At 69.9% G+C, this 18505-nt stretch carries 14 protein-coding genes; 5 read left to right on the top strand and 9 right to left on the bottom strand.

Annotated features, from left to right (window positions below; translation table 11 throughout):
- Positions 1-44: 44 nt before the first annotated feature.
- From HYN04_RS06530 to HYN04_RS06520, 3 genes are all read left to right on the top strand, one after another.
- A complete protein-coding gene (locus HYN04_RS06530) occupies positions 45-1742 on the top strand; it encodes a class I adenylate-forming enzyme family protein (protein WP_110450015.1) in 1698 nt (565 codons plus the stop codon).
- Positions 1743-1804: 62 nt separating this feature from the next.
- Complete coding sequence (locus tag HYN04_RS06525; RefSeq protein ID WP_110451323.1) at positions 1805-3688, top strand: M61 family metallopeptidase; 1884 nt, start codon at positions 1805-1807, stop codon at positions 3686-3688.
- The gene (locus tag HYN04_RS06520; RefSeq protein ID WP_110450014.1) at positions 3685-3948 is read left to right on the top strand and encodes a sulfurtransferase TusA family protein; all 264 of its coding nucleotides are present in this window, start codon (positions 3685-3687) and stop codon (positions 3946-3948) included. Before HYN04_RS06525 ends, HYN04_RS06520 begins: the two co-directional genes overlap by 4 nt.
- On the opposite strand, the gene HYN04_RS06515 is transcribed toward HYN04_RS06520, so the two are convergent.
- Genes HYN04_RS06515 through HYN04_RS06505 form a run of 3 tightly spaced genes read right to left on the bottom strand, consistent with a single transcriptional unit; the run spans position 3918 to position 6716 of the window.
- Positions 3918-4745 carry a YihY/virulence factor BrkB family protein gene (locus HYN04_RS06515; protein ID WP_110450013.1) on the bottom strand — a complete coding sequence of 276 codons (828 nt, stop codon included), beginning with the start codon at positions 4743-4745 and terminating at the stop codon, positions 3918-3920. The genes HYN04_RS06520 and HYN04_RS06515 overlap by 31 nt on opposite strands.
- Before the next feature lies 1 nt (position 4746).
- Positions 4747-5880 carry a CaiB/BaiF CoA transferase family protein gene (locus tag HYN04_RS06510; RefSeq protein WP_110450012.1) on the bottom strand — a complete coding sequence of 378 codons (1134 nt, stop codon included), beginning with the start codon at positions 5878-5880 and terminating at the stop codon, positions 4747-4749.
- Between the two features lie 59 nt (positions 5881-5939).
- Positions 5940-6716 (bottom strand): SDR family NAD(P)-dependent oxidoreductase, encoded by a 777-nt coding sequence (locus HYN04_RS06505; protein ID WP_110450011.1) that lies wholly within the window; start codon positions 6714-6716, stop codon positions 5940-5942.
- Positions 6717-6815: 99 nt separating this feature from the next.
- Between HYN04_RS06505 and HYN04_RS06500 the strand changes: the two genes are divergently transcribed.
- On the top strand, positions 6816-8135 hold the full coding sequence (locus tag HYN04_RS06500) for a diguanylate cyclase domain-containing protein (protein WP_110450010.1): 1320 nt from the start codon (positions 6816-6818) through the stop codon (positions 8133-8135).
- A gap of 13 nt (positions 8136-8148) precedes the next feature.
- Here HYN04_RS06500 and mfd read toward each other — a convergent pair whose 3' ends face one another.
- Positions 8149-11637, bottom strand: a complete 3489-nt coding sequence (gene mfd, locus HYN04_RS06495) for a transcription-repair coupling factor (RefSeq protein ID WP_110450009.1) — start codon at positions 11635-11637, stop codon at positions 8149-8151.
- Complete coding sequence (locus HYN04_RS06490; protein WP_110450008.1) at positions 11627-11920, bottom strand: FAD assembly factor SdhE; 294 nt, start codon at positions 11918-11920, stop codon at positions 11627-11629. The genes mfd and HYN04_RS06490 overlap by 11 nt, the downstream gene beginning before the upstream one ends.
- A gap of 61 nt (positions 11921-11981) precedes the next feature.
- Here HYN04_RS06490 and recG point away from each other — a divergent pair, with 61 nt between their 5' ends.
- Complete coding sequence (gene recG, locus HYN04_RS06485) at positions 11982-14054, top strand: ATP-dependent DNA helicase RecG (RefSeq protein ID WP_110450007.1); 2073 nt, start codon at positions 11982-11984, stop codon at positions 14052-14054.
- Here recG and HYN04_RS06480 read toward each other — a convergent pair.
- The 4 genes from HYN04_RS06480 to kdsA are packed head-to-tail and all read right to left on the bottom strand — an operon-like array spanning position 13996 to position 18493.
- Positions 13996-15165 carry a DUF3089 domain-containing protein gene (locus HYN04_RS06480; protein WP_110450006.1) on the bottom strand — a complete coding sequence of 390 codons (1170 nt, stop codon included), beginning with the start codon at positions 15163-15165 and terminating at the stop codon, positions 13996-13998. The two genes, recG and HYN04_RS06480, sit on opposite strands and share 59 nt — an antisense overlap.
- A gap of 9 nt (positions 15166-15174) precedes the next feature.
- Entirely contained in the window at positions 15175-16176 is a 1002-nt protein-coding gene (gene rfaD, locus HYN04_RS06475; protein ID WP_110450005.1) for an ADP-glyceromanno-heptose 6-epimerase, read from the bottom strand.
- Positions 16173-17633, bottom strand: coding sequence for a D-glycero-beta-D-manno-heptose 1-phosphate adenylyltransferase (gene rfaE2 / locus HYN04_RS06470; protein ID WP_110450004.1), 1461 nt, complete (start codon positions 17631-17633; stop codon positions 16173-16175). Before rfaE2 ends, rfaD begins: the two co-directional genes overlap by 4 nt.
- Positions 17634-17638: 5 nt before the next feature.
- A complete protein-coding gene (gene kdsA, locus HYN04_RS06465; protein WP_199286003.1) occupies positions 17639-18493 on the bottom strand; it encodes a 3-deoxy-8-phosphooctulonate synthase in 855 nt (284 codons plus the stop codon).
- Between the last annotated feature and the right edge of the window lie 12 nt (positions 18494-18505).

Here is an 18505-nt window from a genome sequence, read left to right as displayed (position 1 = left end):
TCGAAGGGCGGGATCGCGCCACACCCCCTGGGAGGAGAGACGAGTTGCACTATTCCGAACTGAAGAAGGCCTGGGACGAGCTGACTGCACCGGGTGCGCCCTTTGAGCTCGCGGTCCAGGAAGTCCGCGGCGCCCCCATGAAGGTCTACAAGAACGCGCCGCCGAACGTGCGGGCGGTCTGGCTCTCCACCGCGGCCTTCGCCGACCGGGCCTATCTCGTCTACGAGAACGAACGGATCACCTACGGCGAGGCCCACGTCCTCGTGGCGAGCATCGCCAACTGGCTCCTCGCCAACGGCGTGAAGCGGGGCGACCGGGTGGCCATCGCCATGCGCAACTTCCCTGAATGGATGCTGATCTACTGGGCCTGCCTTTCCGTTGGCGTCACTGTCGTGGGCATGAACGCCTGGTGGACGGCCGAGGAGATGTCCTACGGGTTCAAGGACGCCCAGCCCAAGGTCGCCTTCGTCGATCCCGAGCGGATCGCGCGGATCGCCGAAAAGCCGGACATGGTCGAGGGCGTCACCCTGGTGGCCGTGCGGGCGCCTGCGACAGCCGGGTATGTCGCCTGGTCCGATGTGATCGCCACCGGCGGCGCCATGCCCGAGGCCGAGATCGACCCGGATGATGACGCCTGCATTTTCTACACCTCGGGCACGACGGGCTTCCCGAAGGGCGCCCAGCTGACCCATCGGGGCTGCGTCGCCAACCTCTTCAACATGGTGTTCTCGGGCCAGGCCCAGGCCCTGGCGACCCAGCGCGGCACGGGCGTGGTTCCGGACCCGAATGCGCCGGTCCCGATCCCCGTCGCCCTCCTCACCACCCCCCTCTTCCACGTCACGGCGAACAACTGCGGCGCCTACGCCACCACGGCGGCGGGCGGCACGATCGTGCTGATGTACAAGTGGGACGCCGGCGAGGCCCTGCGGGTCATCGAAGCGGAGAAGGTCACCTCCATGAGCGGCGTGCCGACCATGGCGCGCGAGGTCATCACCCATCCGGACTTCGCGACCCGTGACACCTCGAGCCTGCTGAGCCTCGGCGGCGGCGGCGCCCAGCTGCCGCCCGACCTGGTGCACAAGATCGACTCCCAGGTGAAGACCGCGCGGCCGAACACCGGCTACGGCATGACCGAGACCTGCGGCATCATCACCGCCATCGCCGCGGACTTCTTCGTCGACCGTCCGGACAGCGCCGGCCCGGCCATGCCCGCTTTCGAGGCGCGCTGCGTGGATGACGATGGAAACACGGTCCCGCTCGGACAGGTGGGCGAGCTCTGGGTCCGCGGTTCTCCTGTGATCAAGGGCTACATCAACCGCCCGGAGGCTACCGCCGAGACCATCACGGACGGCTGGCTGCACACCGGCGACATCGCCCGAATGGACGAGGATGGCTTCATCTACATCGTCGACCGGAAGAAGGACATGGTCCTGCGCGGCGGCGAAAACATCTACTGCGCCGAGGTTGAGGCCAATCTCTACCGGCACCCGGCCGTGGCCGAGTGCTCGGTCTTCGGTGTCCCGGACGAGCGCCTGGGCGAGGAGGTGGGCGTGGCCCTTGTCCTGCGTCCCGGTCATTCGGCGACCCCGGACGCACTTCGCGAGCACTGCGCGTCCATCGCGGCGAAGCACAAGGTCCCCCGCTACATCTGGATCCTGAAGGACCCCCTGCCCCGCAACGCCAGCGGCAAGTTCCTCAAGCGCGAGCTGAGGGACACGCTGAAGCTCGCAGACGCAGGCTGAACCCGGTGCTCCGTCTCGCGCCCGGTCTGGCGGCCGCCCTTGTCCTGGCCTGCCTTTCGGGCATGGCCAAGGCGGAGCCTGGCCAGCGCTCGCTTCCGCAGCCAGAGCCCTTGCCCCCGCCCATCGTCGCCCCGCGCGACGTGGCCTATCCTGGGACGCTGAAGCTGCAGGTGGACGCCACGGACCTGGAGCGCCGGATCTTCCGGGTGCGCCAGACCATTCCCCTGGCGGGTTCGGGTCCCGTGACCCTGCTCTACCCTCGCTGGTTGCCGGGCAAGCACCAGCCTGCGGCGCAGGTGGAGCACCTCACCGGCCTTGTCATCACCGCGAACGGCAAGAAGATCGCCTGGCGCCGGGACCCGGTGGAGGTCGCGGCCTTCCACGTCGACCCGCCGGCGGGCGCCCGGTCCCTGGAGCTGGAGTTCCAGTTCGTCTCGGCCAATACGACGGGCCAGGGCCGGGTGGTGATGACCCCGGCCATGATGAACGTCCAGTGGAACAGCATGGCGCTCTACCCAGCCGGCTGGTTCACCCGGCGCATCCCCATCGAGGCCAGCATCCGCCTGCCCGAGGGCTGGGGTTACGGCGTCGCCCTCGACGCGGCCTCGACCCGGGACGGGGTGGTGACCTTCCGGCCCGTGAGCTTTGAGACCCTGGTCGACTCGCCCATGTTCGCCGGGCGCTGGTTCAAGCGCGTCGACCTGGACCCCGGCGGTCGCTCACCGGTCATCCTCAACATGGTTGCGGATGAGCCCGCCAGTCTTGTGATGACGCCCGAACAGCTCCAGGCGCACCGGAACCTCGTGGTCCAGGCGGACAGGCTCTACGGCGCCCGGCACTTCGACCGCTATGACTTCCTCCTCGCCCTCACCGACGAGATGGGTGGGATCGGCCTGGAGCATCACCGTTCAAGCGAGAATGCGGTTTCGCCGGCCTACTTTACGGGGTGGGAAAAGACTGCGCCCGAGCGGGATCTCCTGCCCCACGAGTACACCCACTCCTGGAACGGCAAGTACCGGCGGCCCGCCGAGCTCTGGACGCCAACCTTCAACACGCCCATGCGGGATAGCCTCCTGTGGGTCTACGAGGGGCAGACCCAGTACTGGGGCAATGTGCTTGCAGCGCGGTCGGGACTGGTCAGCCGCCAGGACGCCCTGGACGCCCTGGCCATGACCGCGGCGGTCTACCAGAACCGGATCGGACGGACCTGGAGACCCCTGGCCGACACGACGCTGGACCCGATCATCGCCCAGCGCCGGCCGCTGCCCTGGGTCAGCTGGCAGCGCAGCGAAGACTATTACTCTGAAGGCCAGCTGATCTGGCTGGAGGTGGACACCCTGCTGCGCGAGAAGACCGGCGGGAAGACCTCCCTCGACGACTTCGCCCGGGCCTTCTTCGGCATGAATGACGGGGACTGGGGCGTCCTGACCTACCGCTTCGACGACGTGGTCGCGACACTCAACACCCTGCTGCCCATGGACTGGGCCGGGTACCTTCGGGCGCGCGTGGACGATGTCGCCGTTCGCCCCCCCCTCGATGGCCTTGAGCGGGGCGGCTGGCGGCTGGGCTACTCCGAGACCCCCAGCCCCTACTTCTCCGCGAATGAGGCCGACAGGAAGATCACGGACCTGACCTACTCCCTGGGCCTTGTGCTGAACCGGGATGGCGACCTCACCAGCGTGATGTGGGACGGACCGGCCTTCCGGGTCGGTCTGGCCACGGGGCAGCGGGTTGTGGCGGTCAATGGCCGCGGCTGGTCTGCGGATCTCCTGAAGACCGCCGTCACCGAGGCCAAGGCCACGGGAAAGGTCGATCTACTGGTTCGCTCGGGCGACCGGTTCCGGACGGTGACAGTGCCCTGGGCCGGCGGTCTTCGGTACCCGCGGCTGGAGCGCATCCCCGGCGCGCCGGACCGACTGGGCGATATCCTCTCGCCCCGCCCGTGACCGGCGAGTCCGGCGACATCATCGTTGACGCCCGGGGCCATCACTGTCCCGTTCCCACCCTACGCCTGCGGCGCGCCCTGGAGACGGCGGATGCAGGAGGGGTTGTGCGCCTGCTGGCGGACGACCCGATGGCCCGGATCGACGTGCCGCACTTCGTCCAGGAGGCGGGGTTGGAGCTCCTCGAAGGCCCGGCGGCGGAGGGGCCCCTTTCCTTCCGTGTCCGGAAGCCTCACCCCGAGGCGGGCTCGCCCTCGAGATAGCGCTCCATCTCGGTGGCGAGGGCGCCGCCGAAGAAGATCGCCTGGACGGACCAGGACAGCCAGATCAGCAGGATGACCACGGCGGTGACCGAGCCGTAGGCGGCCCCCAGCCCCTTGCTGGCGTTGACGTAGAGGGCGGCGCCCCAGCTGGCCGCCAAGGTCAGGGCGGTGGCGGACACCGCGCCGGCAAGGGACGCCCGCCAGAGGACTGGCCGGCTGGACATGGCGAAGCGGTAGATCAGGGTCAGGGCCAGGATGACGCCGCTTCCCGCCCCCAGCCATTGGCCCTGGGCCCCGAGAAGCTTGATCCCAAGGGTCGCGCCGACAACCTGGAAGGCGAGGAAGGCCGCGGACAGCGCCGGGAGGGCCAGGAAGGCCGCCGCAAGGAGGCCCAGGGCCAGAAGGTTGAACCGGATCAGCCCGTGCGGGGCTTCCTCGTCATGCACGAAGGACAGGCCGGCGATGAGGGCCTTGAAACCCCTGTGCGCGGCGTAAAGCGCCACCAGCAGGGCGAGACCGCTCTGGGCGGAGACGGCCCCGGCCGGCGCATGGGCGAGGCGCCGCAGCTCCGAGGCGACCAGCTCACGGGCGCCCCCTGGCATGAGAGCCGCCAGTCTCTCGGCCTGATCCGCCGCAGCCTCTGGCGTCAGGACGAGGCCATAGAGGCCGACCAGAAGCATGAGGCCGGGAAAGGTCGCCAGCATTACGAAGAAGGACACCCCGCCGACGAACAGCATCATGTCGCGGCCCCAGAGCCGCCCGAGGCTGCGCCAGAGAACGCCGGCCAGGGCGCCCATCCTAGCCGTTGAGGGCCCCGTTGGCCTTCAGGGCGACGACATCCGCTTCGGAGAAACCCCAATCCCTCAGGGCTTCCTGGTCATGGGCGCCGATGGCCGGCGGCGGGCCCTGGATGGCGCCAGGGGTCTTGGAGAAGCGCGGCGCGGGCGCCGGCTGGGTCACCCCGGCGACCTCGACGAAGGTCTGGCGCGCCACGTTGTGGGCGTGTTTCGGGGCCTCGTCCATGTCCAGGATCGGGGCGAAGCAGACGTCCGTCGCCTCCATCAGGGCGCACCACTCGTCGCGCGTCTTGGTGGCGATGACAGCCGCCAGCTTGGCCGTAAGGTCCGGCCAGGCCCCACGGTCCATCTGGGCCTTGAAAGCAGGGTCCGAAATCCCTGTCTTTTCAAGGAGAAGCGCGTAGAACTGAGGCTCGATTGAGCCGATCGAGACCCACTTCCCGTCGGAACACTGGTAGGTATCGTAGAAGTGGGCGCCGCCATCCAGCAGGTTCGAGCGGCGGCTTTCGGTCCAGGCGCCCGAGGCCTTGAAGCCGTAGAACATGGCCATCAGCGAAGCCGCGCCATCGCTCATGGCGCAGTCGATCACCTGGCCCTCGCCGGTCTCACGGGCCTTGATCACGCCGGCGAGGATGCCAAAGGCCAGGTAAAGGGCGCCGCCCCCGAAATCGCCCACGAGGTTGAGCGGCGGGATCGGCTTGTCCTCCGTCCCGATGGCGTGCAGGGCGCCGGTGATGGCGATGTAGTTCATGTCATGGCCCGCCGCCTGGGCGTAGGGACCGAACTGGCCCCACCCGGTCATCCGGCCATAGACCAGCTTAGGGTTGCGCTGCAGGGCCACGTCGGGGCCAAGGCCCAGCCGTTCCATGACGCCGGGCCGGAAGCCTTCGAAGACCACGTCCGCCGTCTCGAACAGCTTGAGGCAGGTCTCGATGGAGGCAGGGTTCTTGAGGTCCAGGCCCACCGAGCGACGACCCCGTGCGGTGATGTCCGCAGGGCTGCCGCGCCCCTGCCCCTTCCGGTCGATCCGGACGACATCCGCGCCCAGATCCGACAGCAGCATGCCGCAGAAGGGGCCGGGCCCGATGCCGGCGAATTCGATGATCTTGAGGCCTGTCAGAGGTCCCTGGCGCATGACTGTCTCCCTGATGTCTTTGGCTTGATCTTGGCGTGATGACGCCGGGTCAGGCAAGGTCAGCCGCCGCCGGGCAGCGTCTGGCCGTCGTCAATGGTGATCACGCTGCCCGCAATGGCTCGCGCGGCGGGTCCGCACAGCATCAGGAAGGCGGCGTCGAGGTCTGAGGCCTCCATGAGCCGGCGGCGCGGGAACAGCTTAAGCTGCTTCTGTCCGCCCTCAGTGCCCCACCAGAAGCTGTTGATGTCGGTCTCGATGTAGCCCGGACACAGGGCGTTGACCGCGATCCCCCGGCGCGACCACTCGCGCGCGAGGCTCCGGGTGAGCATGGCCGTGGCGGCCTTGGAGGCGTTGTAGGCCGACAGGCCCGGCAGGATGGTGTGGCTGGCTATGGAGGCTATGTTCACGATCCGCGCATCAGCGCGGTCCGCGGCGCCATTGGCCATCATCAGGCGCGCGGCGGCCTGGGCCGAGAAGAAGACTCCCCGGGTGTTCACCGCAAAGGTCCGGTCCCAGTCCTCGATGGACAGGTCGATGGCCAGGCCCTCGCCCCCTACCCCCGCATTGTTGATCAGGATGGAGACGGGTCCCAGGGCGGCCTCGACCTCGTCGAAGGCCGGCGCGATGGTCTCAGCCTGGGCGACGTCGAGGCGCAGGGCCATGGCCCTGCCGCCAGCCCCGGCGATCTCGCCCGCCAGGGTTTCCACCATGTCCAGCCGGCGGGCCGTGAGAGCAACGGCGGCGCCTTCAGACGCCAGCAGGCGGGCAAAATGGGCGCCCAGCCCGCCCGACGCCCCCGTGATGATGGCGGTCTGTCCCGTAAGCACTCCAGCCACTTGGAATCCCCCTAAAACGGGGTGTCACACGCCCCGATTCACCTCTATCTATCGCCACGCGCGGCGACATGTCGCCTCCCATTTTCGGAGCCGGTCTTGATGGTTCTGCAGGCTCGCCTCCTGATTGCGGCCCGGAATGACGAAATGGCCGGTCCCCTTTCGGAGGGCCTGGACCAGCTCGGCTGGCGCACGATCACGGCGCGGGGTCCCTATGCGGCCGAGGCGGCCCTCGCCGACCTCGGGGTGCAGGCTGTCGTCATTGACCTTGCGGATGGCCTCGAGGAGGCGGAGGCCCTCGCCCGGCGCCTTCGGGTCCTGGCGGAGCCCAAGCGGGTCCCGATCATCGGCATCGGCGGCGGGCGGGATGCGGCGCCCTCCGACGCCCTCGACCTGCGCCTCGCCGACCCGGTCTATCCGGCCCAGGTCGCGATGCGGCTGGACAGCCTTGTCCGGACGGCGGTCGCCGAGGAGGAATATCGCCTTCGTCAGGAAACCTTCGCGGAAATGGGCGTGGTGCTCGGGGATCCCGAGGTCAGCGCAGAACCCCTGCGCCTCCTGGCCGTGGGTGAGCCGACGCCCCAGTTCCTGGGCCTGTCCAACTGCCTTGAGGTCTCTGGCGCCAAGGTCGTCGGCGCCTTCACCAGCTACACCGCCTTCGACTTCCTGCACGAGACCGACTTCGACGCCGTTGTCCTGTGGGGGGGAGACGCGGCCGACAGCGCCATGGCGATCGCCGGCGGCATGCGCCGGAACAGCCGCCTCTATCACATCCCCACCCTGCTCTACATGAAGACCCTGGGCGGGATGACCGCGGCCGAGGCCTATGCCCGGGGTATCTCTGATGTCGCCTCACCGGAGACTCCGGAACCGGAGACCGCCTGGAGAGCCCTGGAGCTGGCGCGCAGCTACCGCCGGCAGGCGGGAGTCCGGGCCGCCCTGGAGACCGCCAGGTCCCTGCAGTTCATGGATCCCGAGACCGGCCTGTTCACCCGCGAACTCTTTGCCCGGCACCTGGAGCGGTTGGCCGACTCCGCGCCGGTGCGGAACCGTCCCCTGACCCTCTGCGTGCTCCGCGTCCGTGACACCGAAGAGGTGGAGGAGGCGCGTCGATCGGGCTGGCTGGAGAAGGCGTTTCCCCAGTTGGGCTCCATGGTCTCCCGGTTGATCCGGGTGGAGGACACGGCTGCCCGCCTCGGCCCCGAGCACTTCGCCATCGCCCTGCCCGCCACCCCGGAGGAGGCCGCCCGGGCCGCCGCCGACCGCATCGCCGCGGTCATCAGCCGGACCGCCTTCGATGGCGGAGAAGGCCGCCCGCCCTTCGTGCTCGAGTTCGACATCGGAACGGCGGAAGTGGGGGATCCCTCCCAGGTCGGCAGGACCCTGGATCTCGCCGCCCAGATGTCGCGCCCGGGGGCCTGAGCGCCAGGCGTCCTCAGGCCGCCAGTTCGGACAGGGACTTCAGGATCATGTCCGCTGCGCCCAGGCGCTGGACAGGGTTTTCCCATTCCCCCTTGATCACGACCTTGTTGTCTGGCCGCAGCCGCCAGGTCACGGCGTTCTTCTGGATGTGCTGGACCAGACCGACAGGGTTGGCGAAGACGTCGTTGCGGAAGCTGACGACCGCCCCCTTGGGCCCGACGTCGATCTTGGCGACGTTGGCCTGACGGCACATGCCCTTGATCCCGACCACCTTGAGCAGCTGGGCGGCCTCGGGTGGGAGGGGCCCGAAGCGGTCGATCAGTTCGGCGGCCAGCGCCTCGCGGTCCGAGGCCTGTTCGGCGTCCGAGAGCCGGCGATAGAGGGCCAGTCGGACATTCAGGTCGGGCACATAGGCCTCAGGAATGAGGACGGCGGCGCCGGTGTTGATCTGTGGGCTCCAGCCGCGGTCGGGCGCAGGTGTGGCGTCGCCCTTCGCCTTCAGTTCGGCGACGGCGTCCTCCAGCATCTGCTGATAGAGCTCGACCCCGACCTCGCGGATATGTCCCGACTGCTCCTCGCCCAGCAGGTTGCCCCCACCCCTCTGGTCGAGGTCATGGCTGGCCAACTGGAACCCGGCGCCCAGGCTGTCGAGGGACTGCAGCACCTTCAGGCGCCGTTCGGCGGCAAGCGTGATCTGCTTCTCGGAGGGCGTCGTCAGGTAGGCATAGGCCCGGGCCTTGGCGCGACCGACCCGGCCCCGCAGCTGGTAGAGCTGGGACAGTCCGAACATGTCCGCCCGATGGATGACCAGGGTGTTCGCGGTCGGGATGTCGAGGCCGCTTTCCACGATGGTCGTCGAGAGGAGCACGTCGTACTCGCCGTCGTAGAAGGCGCTCATGACGGTCTCGATCTGGGTCGGCGCCATCTGGCCATGGCCCACCACGAAGCGCACTTCCGGAACCTGCTCGCGCAGGAAGCGTTCGATGTCCGTCAGGTCCGAGATCCTCGGCACGACGTAATAGGCCTGGCCTCCGCGGAACTTCTCGCGCAGCAGGGCCTCGCGCAGGGCCACGGGGTCAAAGGGCGTGACGTAGGTCCGCACGGCCAGGCGGTCGACTGGCGGTGTGGCGATGATCGACATCTCCCGGAGGCCGGACAGGGCCATCTGAAGGGTCCGGGGGATCGGGGTCGCCGTCAGGGTCAGCATGTGGACGTCGGCGCGGAGCTCCTTGAGCTTCTCCTTGTGCTTGACGCCGAAGTGCTGCTCCTCGTCGACGATCACCAGTCCGAGGTGGGAGAACTCCACTTGCTTGGACAGCACCGCGTGGGTGCCGATGACGACCTCGATCTCCCCCTTCTTCAGGCCCTCGCGGGTCTCGGCCGCCTCGCGCGTCGGTGTCAGGCGGGACAGGCGCGACACCCGGACGGGCCACCCCTGGAAGCGTTCGCTGAAGGTCTTGAAGTGCTGTCGGGCCAGGAGGGTGGTGGGGGCGACCACCGCCACCTGCAGGCCGCTCATGGCCGCGACGAAGGCGGCGCGCAGGGCCACCTCGGTCTTGCCAAAGCCGACGTCGCCGCAGATCAGCCGGTCCATGGGATGGCCCGAGGCGAAGTCCCCCAGGACGTCCTCGATCGCCGCCAGCTGGTCCTCGGTTTCCTCGAAGGGGAAGCGGGCGCAGAATTCCTCGAAGACCCCCTGCGGCGGGGTTACGGCGTCCGTCGTTCGCATGGAGCGCTCGGCGGCGATGCGGATCAGGCCCTCGGCCATGTCGCGCAGGCGCGCCTTGGCCCGGGCCTTGCGCGACTGCCAGGCCGCGCCGCCCAGTCGGTCGAGCTGGACCCCCTCCCCCTCCGAGCCGTAGCGCGTCAGGAGGTCGATGTTCTCGACCGGCAGGTAGAGCTTGGCCTCGCCGCCATACTGCAGCTCCAGGCAGTCGTGGGGCGCGCCCTGGACGTCCAGGGTCCGCAGACCCTCGTACCGTCCGATCCCGTGGTCGATATGGACCACCAGGTCGCCTGGGGTCAGGGCCGAGGCCTCGGCCAGGAAGTTGGACGCCCGCCGGCGGCGGCCGGGCCGGGCGAGCCGGTCGCCCAGGATATCGGTCTCGGCGATGACCGCCAGGTCCGGGGTCTCGAACCCCGCATCCAGCGGCAGGACCACCCTCTGGGGGACCTTGGGGTCGGCCGCCCGGGCGGCGTCCCAGTAGGGCGCCAGGGGCGGCGCCCCCAGACCGTGGTCGGCCAGCATCAGCCCCAGGCGCTCTGACGACCCCTCGGTCCAGGAGGCGAAGAGCACCCGCTTGCCCGCCGAAGACAGGGCCCGGGCGTGGCCGACGGCGGCCTCGAACAGATTGACCGAGTCCTGCCGGCGCTCGGCGCTGAAGGTCCGCCCCGTCCGCGCCCCCATGTCCAGGGCCAGGGCGCCCGGCTCTCCTGACAGGCTGGAGAAGCGGCGGACGGCGAAGGGCGACAGCCGCGTCTCGAAGCCTTCCGGCGAAAGGTAGAGGCCCTCCGGCGGCAGGGGTCGGTACTGGCTGCGACGATCGGCCTGGTCACGGGCGTCGAAAGCGTCCGTCACCTGCAGCCAGCGGTCCGCGAGGGCGCTGTCGGCCAGGCCGTCCAGGGCGACCAGCAGGCCCTCGGGCAGGTAGTCGAACAGGGTTTCCAGTCCGCCGTAATAGAGGGGCAGCCAGTGCTCCATGCCCGCCCGGCGGCCACCGGCGCTGACGGTCTCGTATAGGGGATCGCCCCCCGGCGCCCCGAAGGCCTCGGCGTACCCGCGGCGGAACCGCGAGATCGAGGTTTCGTCCAGGAGGACCTCGCTGGCGGGCGGCAGGGAGACCTCGGTCAGCTGCCGGGTCGACCTCTGGGTCTCGGGGTCGAAGGCCCGGATCGATTCCAGTGTGTCGCCGAAGAGGTCCAGGCGAACCGGCTCGTCCGACGCCGTCGGGAAGACGTCGATGACGCCGCCCCGGATGGCGAACTCGCCCTTCTCCGAGACGGTGGAGGCCCGGTGATAGCCATTGACGGCGAAATAGCGCTCAAGGTCGGCGACATTGACCACCCGGCCGACCCGGGTGGCGTAGCCGGCGGCGGCCAGGACCTCGCGGGGCGGCAGCCTCTGGCTGGCGGCGGCGACGGTGGTGGCGACGAGCAGGGGCCGGTCGCCGGCGCCGTCCTGGGCCAGCCTCGCCAGGGCGGCCATCCGGCGCGCCGAGACCCCCGCCGAGGGGCCCGAACGGTCATAAGGAAGGCAGTCCCAGGAGGGAAACTCCAGGACTTCAAAACCCTGCCCAAAAAAGCGGAACGAGTCGACGAAGGCGGAAAGCCGCGCACCGTCCCGCGCGATGAACAGGGCGGGGCCCTTCCGGCGCCGGAGGATGTCGGCCAGGACCAGGGCGTCAAAGCCCTCAGGTGCGCCGCAGACGTTCAGGCGCCCAGGGTCGTCCGCAAGGCGTCTGAGGTCGGCGGGGCCGGGCAAAGCCGCGCCCTCAGCCGCCACGCACGTCTCCAGGGAGCTGATGCACCTGGTCGCGGAAGCGCCGAAGCGCAGCCAGGGCCTCGGCGTCCACCTCTGGGGGCGGGGTCTCGCGCTCCACGATCCAGGCGTAGAGGTCCTGGTCGGGGTAGGCCAGCAGGTCCTCGAGCGCGTCGAGCGCCTCTGGGCTAAGGTCGCGCGCATGGGTGTCGACGAAGGGACCCAGGATCAGGTCCGCTTCGCGGAAGCCCCGCCGCCAGGCGCGGAAGGAGAGCCTCTTCAGGCGCGTTTCATCGTGGATAGACATGTGACGGCGCGGGTATAGTGCGCGAAGGCCGCCTTGGCCAGCGGCGGCCGGAAAAGGATCCATGCGGCCCGAAATCCTCTTTCCCCTGTTCGCGACTGTCGCGAGCCTCCGAGGCGTCGGACCCCGGATCGCGCCCGCCCTGGAGCGGATTGCGGGGCCGCTGGTCCGTGACGTCCTGTTCCTGGCCCCGCACGGGATTATCCGCCGGCCCCGGATCTCCCTTGCAGAGGCGCGGCCCGAGGAGACCGCCACCCTGCGGGTGACCATCGAGGAGTACCTGAAGCCGCGGTCACCGCAGCAACCGCTTAGGATCCGGACTTCTGACGGGGATGAGCGGCTGGACCTTGTCTGGTTCGGCAATGCGGCGCGGGGCCTTGAGGCGCGGCTTCCCGTAGGCGCGCGGCGGTGGGTCTCCGGCCGGCTCGAGCGCTTCGGCCTGGGCCTACAGATGATCCACCCGGACTACGTGGTGGAGGACTCCCGGGCGGGCGAGATCCCCGAGGTCGAGACGGTTTATCCGGCAGGAGGCGGGATCGCGCCCCGGGTGATCCGTCGCATCGTTCAGGGCGCACTGGAGCGGACGCCGGAGCTTCCCGAATGGCAGGATCCGGCCTGGAAGGCGGGACGCGGCTTTCCCTCCTGGCGGGCGGCCATCCTGCGGCTTCACTCGCCGGAGAGCGAGGCCGACCTGTCCCCGGCGTCCTCCGCCCGGGCGCGGCTGGCCTACGATGAACTGCTTGCGCACCAGCTGGCCATGGCCCAGCGGCGCGCGCACCGCAGGTCGGGCCCAGGCGCCCGGCTGCCCGCCTCCAGCCTGGCCCAGGGGGTGGAGGCCTCCCTGCCCTTCACCCTTACCCCGGACCAGCGCACCGCCCTGGCCGAGATCCGCGCCGACCTTTCGTCCGGGCATCGGATGAGCCGCCTGCTGCAGGGCGATGTGGGCTCCGGCAAGACGGTGGTGGCCATGCTGGCGCTCGCGGACGCGGCGGCGGCCGGCGCCCAGGCCGCCCTGATGGCGCCGACTGAGATCCTGGCGCGACAGCACTTCGAGACCCTTTCCGCACCGCTTGAGGCCGCCGGGATCGGCGTGGTCCTGCTGACCGGTCGGGATCGCGGGCCGGTGCGCCGGGAGAAACTGGAGCGCCTCGCTTCGGGACAGGCGGCTGTGGCGGTGGGCACCCACGCCCTCTTCCAGGACGAGGTCAGGTTCGCCCGCCTCTCGCTGGCGGTCATCGACGAGCAGCACAGGTTCGGGGTCGGGGAGCGCCAGAGGCTCCTGGACAAGGGCGAGGGCGTGCATCTCCTGTCCATGTCCGCGACGCCCATCCCCCGGACCCTCGAACTGGCGGCCTACGGCGACCTCGATGTCAGCCGTATCATCGGGAAGCCTCCGGGCCGGACCCCTGTGGCCACCCGCGCCGCGCCCATGACCCGAGTGACGGAGGTGGAGGATCGCCTGGTGGCCGCAGTCCTTGGCGGGGCGCAGGCCTTCTGGATCTGCCCCCTGGTGAGCGAGTCCGAACTGATCGACCTCAAGGCCGCCGAGCAGAGGGCCCAGGAACTTCGCCTCCGGCTTGGTGACAGGGTCGGCCTGGTCCACGGCAAGCTGGCCCCGGCCGAGAAGGACGCCGTGATGGCCGACTTCGCCTCGGGCAGGGTCAAGGTCCTGGTGGCGACCACCGTCGTGGAGGTGGGGGTCAACGTCCCCAACGCGACCATCATGGTCATCGAGCAGGCCGAGCGGTTCGGCCTGGCCCAGCTGCACCAGCTCCGGGGCCGGGTGGGGCGCGGACGGGCGGAGAGCGCCTGCGTCCTTCTCTATGACCCCCCCCTGTCCGACACCGCCCAGAAGCGCCTCGACATCCTGCGCCGTTCGGATGACGGGTTCGCCATCGCCGAGACGGACCTGGAACTGCGGGGCGGCGGCGACGCCCTTGGCCTGCGCCAGTCCGGCTTCCCCGACTACGTTTTCGTGGATCCCTTCCTCCACCGGGACCTGATCCTCGCGGCCGGGGATGACGCCCGGCTCATCCTCGCCCGGGATCCCGGCTTCAGCACGCCCCGGGGCGAGGCCCTCAGGGTGCTTCAGTCCCTGTTCGACTGGCGTCCGGAGACGGGGACGAAGGGCGCCTGAGGGCCTTGAAGGCCGCCAGCCGGCTCCGCGCATCCGCCTCGATGTCGGCATAGAAGAGGTTGAACCCGGGGGTCCGGAGGCGATCCTCCCAGGACCCCGAAGGCCTCAGCATCCGCGCCTCTGGCCGCGAGACCCGCAGGATTCCATTCCGGCACCGGGCCTCCACCTGTCGGGTGACGAAGGGCGGGCGGGCGCCCCACTCCAGGCCCGTCGCATTGGTGGCCCCTCGCGCCAGCCGGGCCGGGGCTTGGGTCTCCGTGACGGCCTGAAGCAGCGGGTTGTAGCAGAGCGGCCGACGGGCGCCGAGGTTCACGAGATCCCCGCCGGACCAGACCAGGGACCGGTCCTGGAGGTCCCGGGCCCGCAGATCATCGCCCGAATAGGCCCAGACCCAGGCCGCGAGGCAGCCAGCCTCTTTCTGGGACTGGCAGGGCGTCAGCGGTGGGGCGTCGGAAGGGACCACGGCGTCGATCACCCAGGCCCCGACAAGGCGCGACCGGACGGCCGCCGCGGCGCCAGGCTCGGCCAGCAGCCGGGCGACGAGATCACCCCCCTGCTCCACCCCCACCACCAGAATGGGCCGGTCTCCGGTCCGCGCCAGGAAGTTCAGGAAGGCCGCCTCGGCGTCAGCGTAGGCGAAGCGGCGCGCCTCGCGGGCGTCTTCCCTCAGGGTGGTCAGGGAGTAGAGGCCCGCCTGCCGGTAGCGTGGGGCGAAGACGGCCCCGGCGGCGGCGAAAGGCCCCGCATGGTTCGGCGCCATGACCCTCCGGAACACCTCCTCAGAGTCCGGGTCGTCGATGGGCCCATTCCAGTGCTCGGCCCCGGAGTAGGTTGTGGGCGCCAGGAAGAAGACTGCAGCCTCGCCCGGCGGGAGGGGCGCATCGGGCAGGAGGGCCCAGGCCTCGGGTCGGTCGTAGTCGGGGGCTGGCGGCGGGGTGTAGATCTGGAAGGGCTTGCCCGGATCCATGGCGGCCAGGCGGATGTCGTCGCGCCGGATAAAGGCGAAGGCGACCAGCAGGATCACGAGGACCAGGCCCGCCGCCAGTCCGAGGGAGGGCCGCCGCCGGATGCGACGGGCGCCATCGGGTTCGGCCTCGGGGACGCCGGCCATCTCGACAGCCTAACGGTAAGGCGCGTCGGTCGACAGGTACCGGCGGACATAGTCCTCGATCCCGGCCTCCAGCGGCGTGAAGCCGGCCGTGTAGCCCGCCTCGGCCAGCCGCTCCATCCGCGCCTCGGTGAAGTACTGATAATGGTCGCGGATACCCGCCGGCATGGGGATGTAGTCAATCTTCGGCGCCTGGCCGGCGGCGGAGAAGACGGCCCGCGCCAGGTCCTCAAAGGTACGCGCCTGACCGGACCCCAGGTTGTAGACCCCGTTCACCTGCGGAGAAGCGAGCAGCCAGGCCGCCACCTCGGCGATGTCGCGGACATAGACGAAGTCACGCTTCTGGCCCCCGTCGGGAACGCCCTCGCGGTAGGATCGGAACAGTTGCACGCCCTGCCCGTCACGGATTGAGGGCCAGATCTGGGCGGCCACAGACTTCATCGGTCCCTTGTGCCCTTCATTGGGACCATAGACGTTGAAGAACTTCAGGCCGGCCCACTGGGGCGGCGCGTATCCACGACCCGCCTGCCGCACGGCGAACATGTCGAACTGGGCCTTGGACCAGCCATAGGCGTTGAGGGGGCGCAGGGCCGCCAGGCTTTCGAAGTCATCCTGGTCGGCAAAGCCGAGGGCGCCGTCGCCGTAGGTCGCCGCCGACGAGGCGTAGATGAAGCGCCGCTGGCGATCGGCGCACCAGCGGAAGAGGTCGCGGCTAAGGCCGAAATTGGTCTGGATGATCCGGTCGGCGTCGGGCTCGATGGTGGAGGAAATGGCGCCCATGTGGATCACCGCCTCGACGTCGCGCCAGCGCTTCTCCAGCCAGTCGAACATCTCCTCCGGCGCCACGAAGTCGCCGATGGCGTGGTTGGCGAGGTTCCGCCACTTGCCAAGCTCCGCCTCGCGGAAGCGGTCGCAGACCACAACGTCGAGGCTGCGGTCCTCGGCCAGGCGCGCGGCGATGTTGGAGCCGATGAAGCCGGCGCCGCCGGTCACGAAAACGATCCTGCGGGTCACGCCTTATCCTCCCCGACCATCCGGAGGATGGCGGCGGTTGTCGAGTATCCGTCCACGAGCTGTGCGAGCCGCACCTCGCCGCCCCAGCCTCGGACGAGGTCGCCGCCGACGACCTGGGCCTCCGAATAATCCGCGCCCTTGACGAGGACGTCGGGACGGGCGGCGCGGATCAGGTCGAGGGGCGTCTCCTCGTCAAAGGGCGCCACCAGGTCGACGCTGGCGAGGCCTGCGAGGACAAGGGCCCGGCCTTCCAGGTCGTTGACCGGCCGCCCCTCGCCCTTCAGCGCCCGGACCGACCGGTCCGAGTTGACGCCCACGATGAGCCGGTCGCACCAGGACCGCGCCTGGGCGAGGTAGGCCACGTGGCCCCGGTGCAGGATATCGAAACAGCCATTGGTGAAGCCGACCCGCAGGCCCCGGGCCCGCCAGCGGGCGACCTCCTCGACCATCCGTTCGGGAGTGGCGATCTTGGCCTCGGCCGAGGCCATGTGGGCCGCGCGCGCCGCTTCCACCAGTTCGCCGGGCGAGACCGTGGCGGTGCCGACCTTGCCCACCGCGACACCGGACGCCAGGAGGGCGAAGGCGATGGCGTCCTCGAGGGGACCGCCCGCAGCCATGCCAACGCCCAGGGCCGAGATCGCCGTATCCCCGGCGCCGGAGACGTCAAAGACCTCCCGGGGGGAACCGGCGAAATGCCGGACCGGCTGGCCACGCACCGCCAGCGACATGCCCTGGGCCGCCCGGGTCACCAGGATGGCGCGGGCCTCGCAGAGCTCCAGCGCCCGGGACAGCGCGGCCTCGACCTCGGCGTCCGTACCCGTGGGCAGGCCCGAGGCATGGGCGAGCTCGGAGGCGTTGGGCTTGACGATATCCACCGCGCCGTAGCGGCTGAAGGAGCGGGCCTTGGAATCGACGATCACGGGAAGCCCCGAGGTCCTGCAGGCGGCGATCACCTCGTCGGTGACGACGCCCTTGCCGTAGTCGGACAGGATGATGACCCCGGCGCCGGCGGCGACATCACGGATTGTCCGGGCGAGGCGCGCGGAGGTGTCCGCGCCGACGGGCCCGGTCTCCTCCACGTCTACCCGCAGGAGCTGCTGGCCGCCTGAGACAAAGCGGGTCTTCAGGGTGGTCGGCCGGGTGGTGTCCGTGACCAGGGCCCCCTCGATACGCCCATCATCCCCCACCAGCCGGAGGGCCTCATGACCTTCCGCGTCCGAACCGATCACGCCCACGAGTGCGGCCTGACCCCCCAGGGCGGCGACATTGCGGGCCACGTTTCCGGAAGCCCCCAGCATGACCAGTTCGCGCTTCCGGGCCAGCACCGGAATCGGCGCCTCCGGCGACATCCGGCTGACCTCGCCATAGACGAAGCGGTCGACCATCACGTCGCCGACGCAGACCACCCGGACGCCAGCGGCGCGGGCGATCAGGTCCTGGAGGGCGGCGAAGTCCACCCGGCTCAGCCCTGGCGCCGCTTGGCGAGGGCGTCGAAGGCCAGCAGCTCGGCCATCAGGCCCTCGAACTCCGACAGGGGCACCATGTTGGGCCCATCGGAGGGGGCGTTGTCGGGATCGGGATGGGTCTCCATGAAGACGGTGGCGACGCCGACCGCCACGGCCGCCCTTGCGAGTACGGGGACAAACTCCCGCTGGCCGCCTGAACTCTCACCCTTGCCGCCTGGCTGCATGACCGAGTGCGTGGCGTCGAACACCACAGGGCAGCCGATCTCCGCGAGGACCGGCAGGGCCCGCATGTCGCTGACGAGGGCGTTGTAGCCAAAGGTCACGCCGCGTTCCGTCGCCAGGGCGTTCGGATTGCCCACCCCGCTGATCTTGGCAATGACGTTTTTCATGTCCCAAGGCGCCAGGAACTGGCCCTTCTTGACGTTGACCGCCCGGCCGGTCTCGGCGGCGGCGATCAGGAGATCGGTCTGGCGGCAAAGGAAGGCGGGGATCTGGAGGACGTCCACCGCCTCGGCGACGGGGGCGCACTGCTCGCGTTCATGCACGTCGGTCAGAACCGGCAGGCCCAGGCTCTCACGGATCTCGGCGAAGATCGGCAGGGCGGCCTTCAGCCCAATGCCCCGGGCCGCGCGGGCCGAAGTGCGGTTCGCCTTGTCGAAGGAGGTCTTGTAGATCAGGCCGATATCCAGCCTCTGGGCGATGTCCCGGAGCAGGGCGGCGGTCTCCAGGGCGTGCTGGCGGCTTTCGAGCTGGCAGGGCCCAGCGATGACCGTCAGGCGCTCCCGATTGCCGATCCGCACGGTCCGCCCCGCGGGCGGCGTGAGTTCGACGACGGCGTTCAGGCTGGACAATTCGGCGCTCCT

Source organism: Phenylobacterium parvum (assembly GCF_003150835.1).
Classification (GTDB): domain Bacteria; phylum Pseudomonadota; class Alphaproteobacteria; order Caulobacterales; family Caulobacteraceae; genus Phenylobacterium; species Phenylobacterium parvum.
This window is presented reverse-complemented; position numbering and strand designations above follow the sequence as displayed.

Excerpts from the sequence above, each read along its gene's own strand:
- recG (WP_110450007.1), top strand. The coding sequence starts at position 11,982 with ATGCGGCCCGAAATCCTCTTTCCCCTGTTCGCGACTGTCGCGAGCCTC.
- HYN04_RS06510 (WP_110450012.1), bottom strand. The coding sequence starts at position 5,880 with ATGCGCCAGGGACCTCTGACAGGCCTCAAGATCATCGAATTCGCCGGC.
- HYN04_RS06515 (WP_110450013.1), bottom strand. The coding sequence starts at position 4,745 with ATGGGCGCCCTGGCCGGCGTTCTCTGGCGCAGCCTCGGGCGGCTCTGG.
- HYN04_RS06525 (WP_110451323.1), top strand. The coding sequence starts at position 1,805 with ATGGCCAAGGCGGAGCCTGGCCAGCGCTCGCTTCCGCAGCCAGAGCCC.
- HYN04_RS06480 (WP_110450006.1), bottom strand. The coding sequence starts at position 15,165 with ATGGCCGGCGTCCCCGAGGCCGAACCCGATGGCGCCCGTCGCATCCGG.
- HYN04_RS06490 (WP_110450008.1), bottom strand. The coding sequence starts at position 11,920 with ATGTCTATCCACGATGAAACGCGCCTGAAGAGGCTCTCCTTCCGCGCC.
- HYN04_RS06500 (WP_110450010.1), top strand. The coding sequence starts at position 6,816 with ATGGTTCTGCAGGCTCGCCTCCTGATTGCGGCCCGGAATGACGAAATG.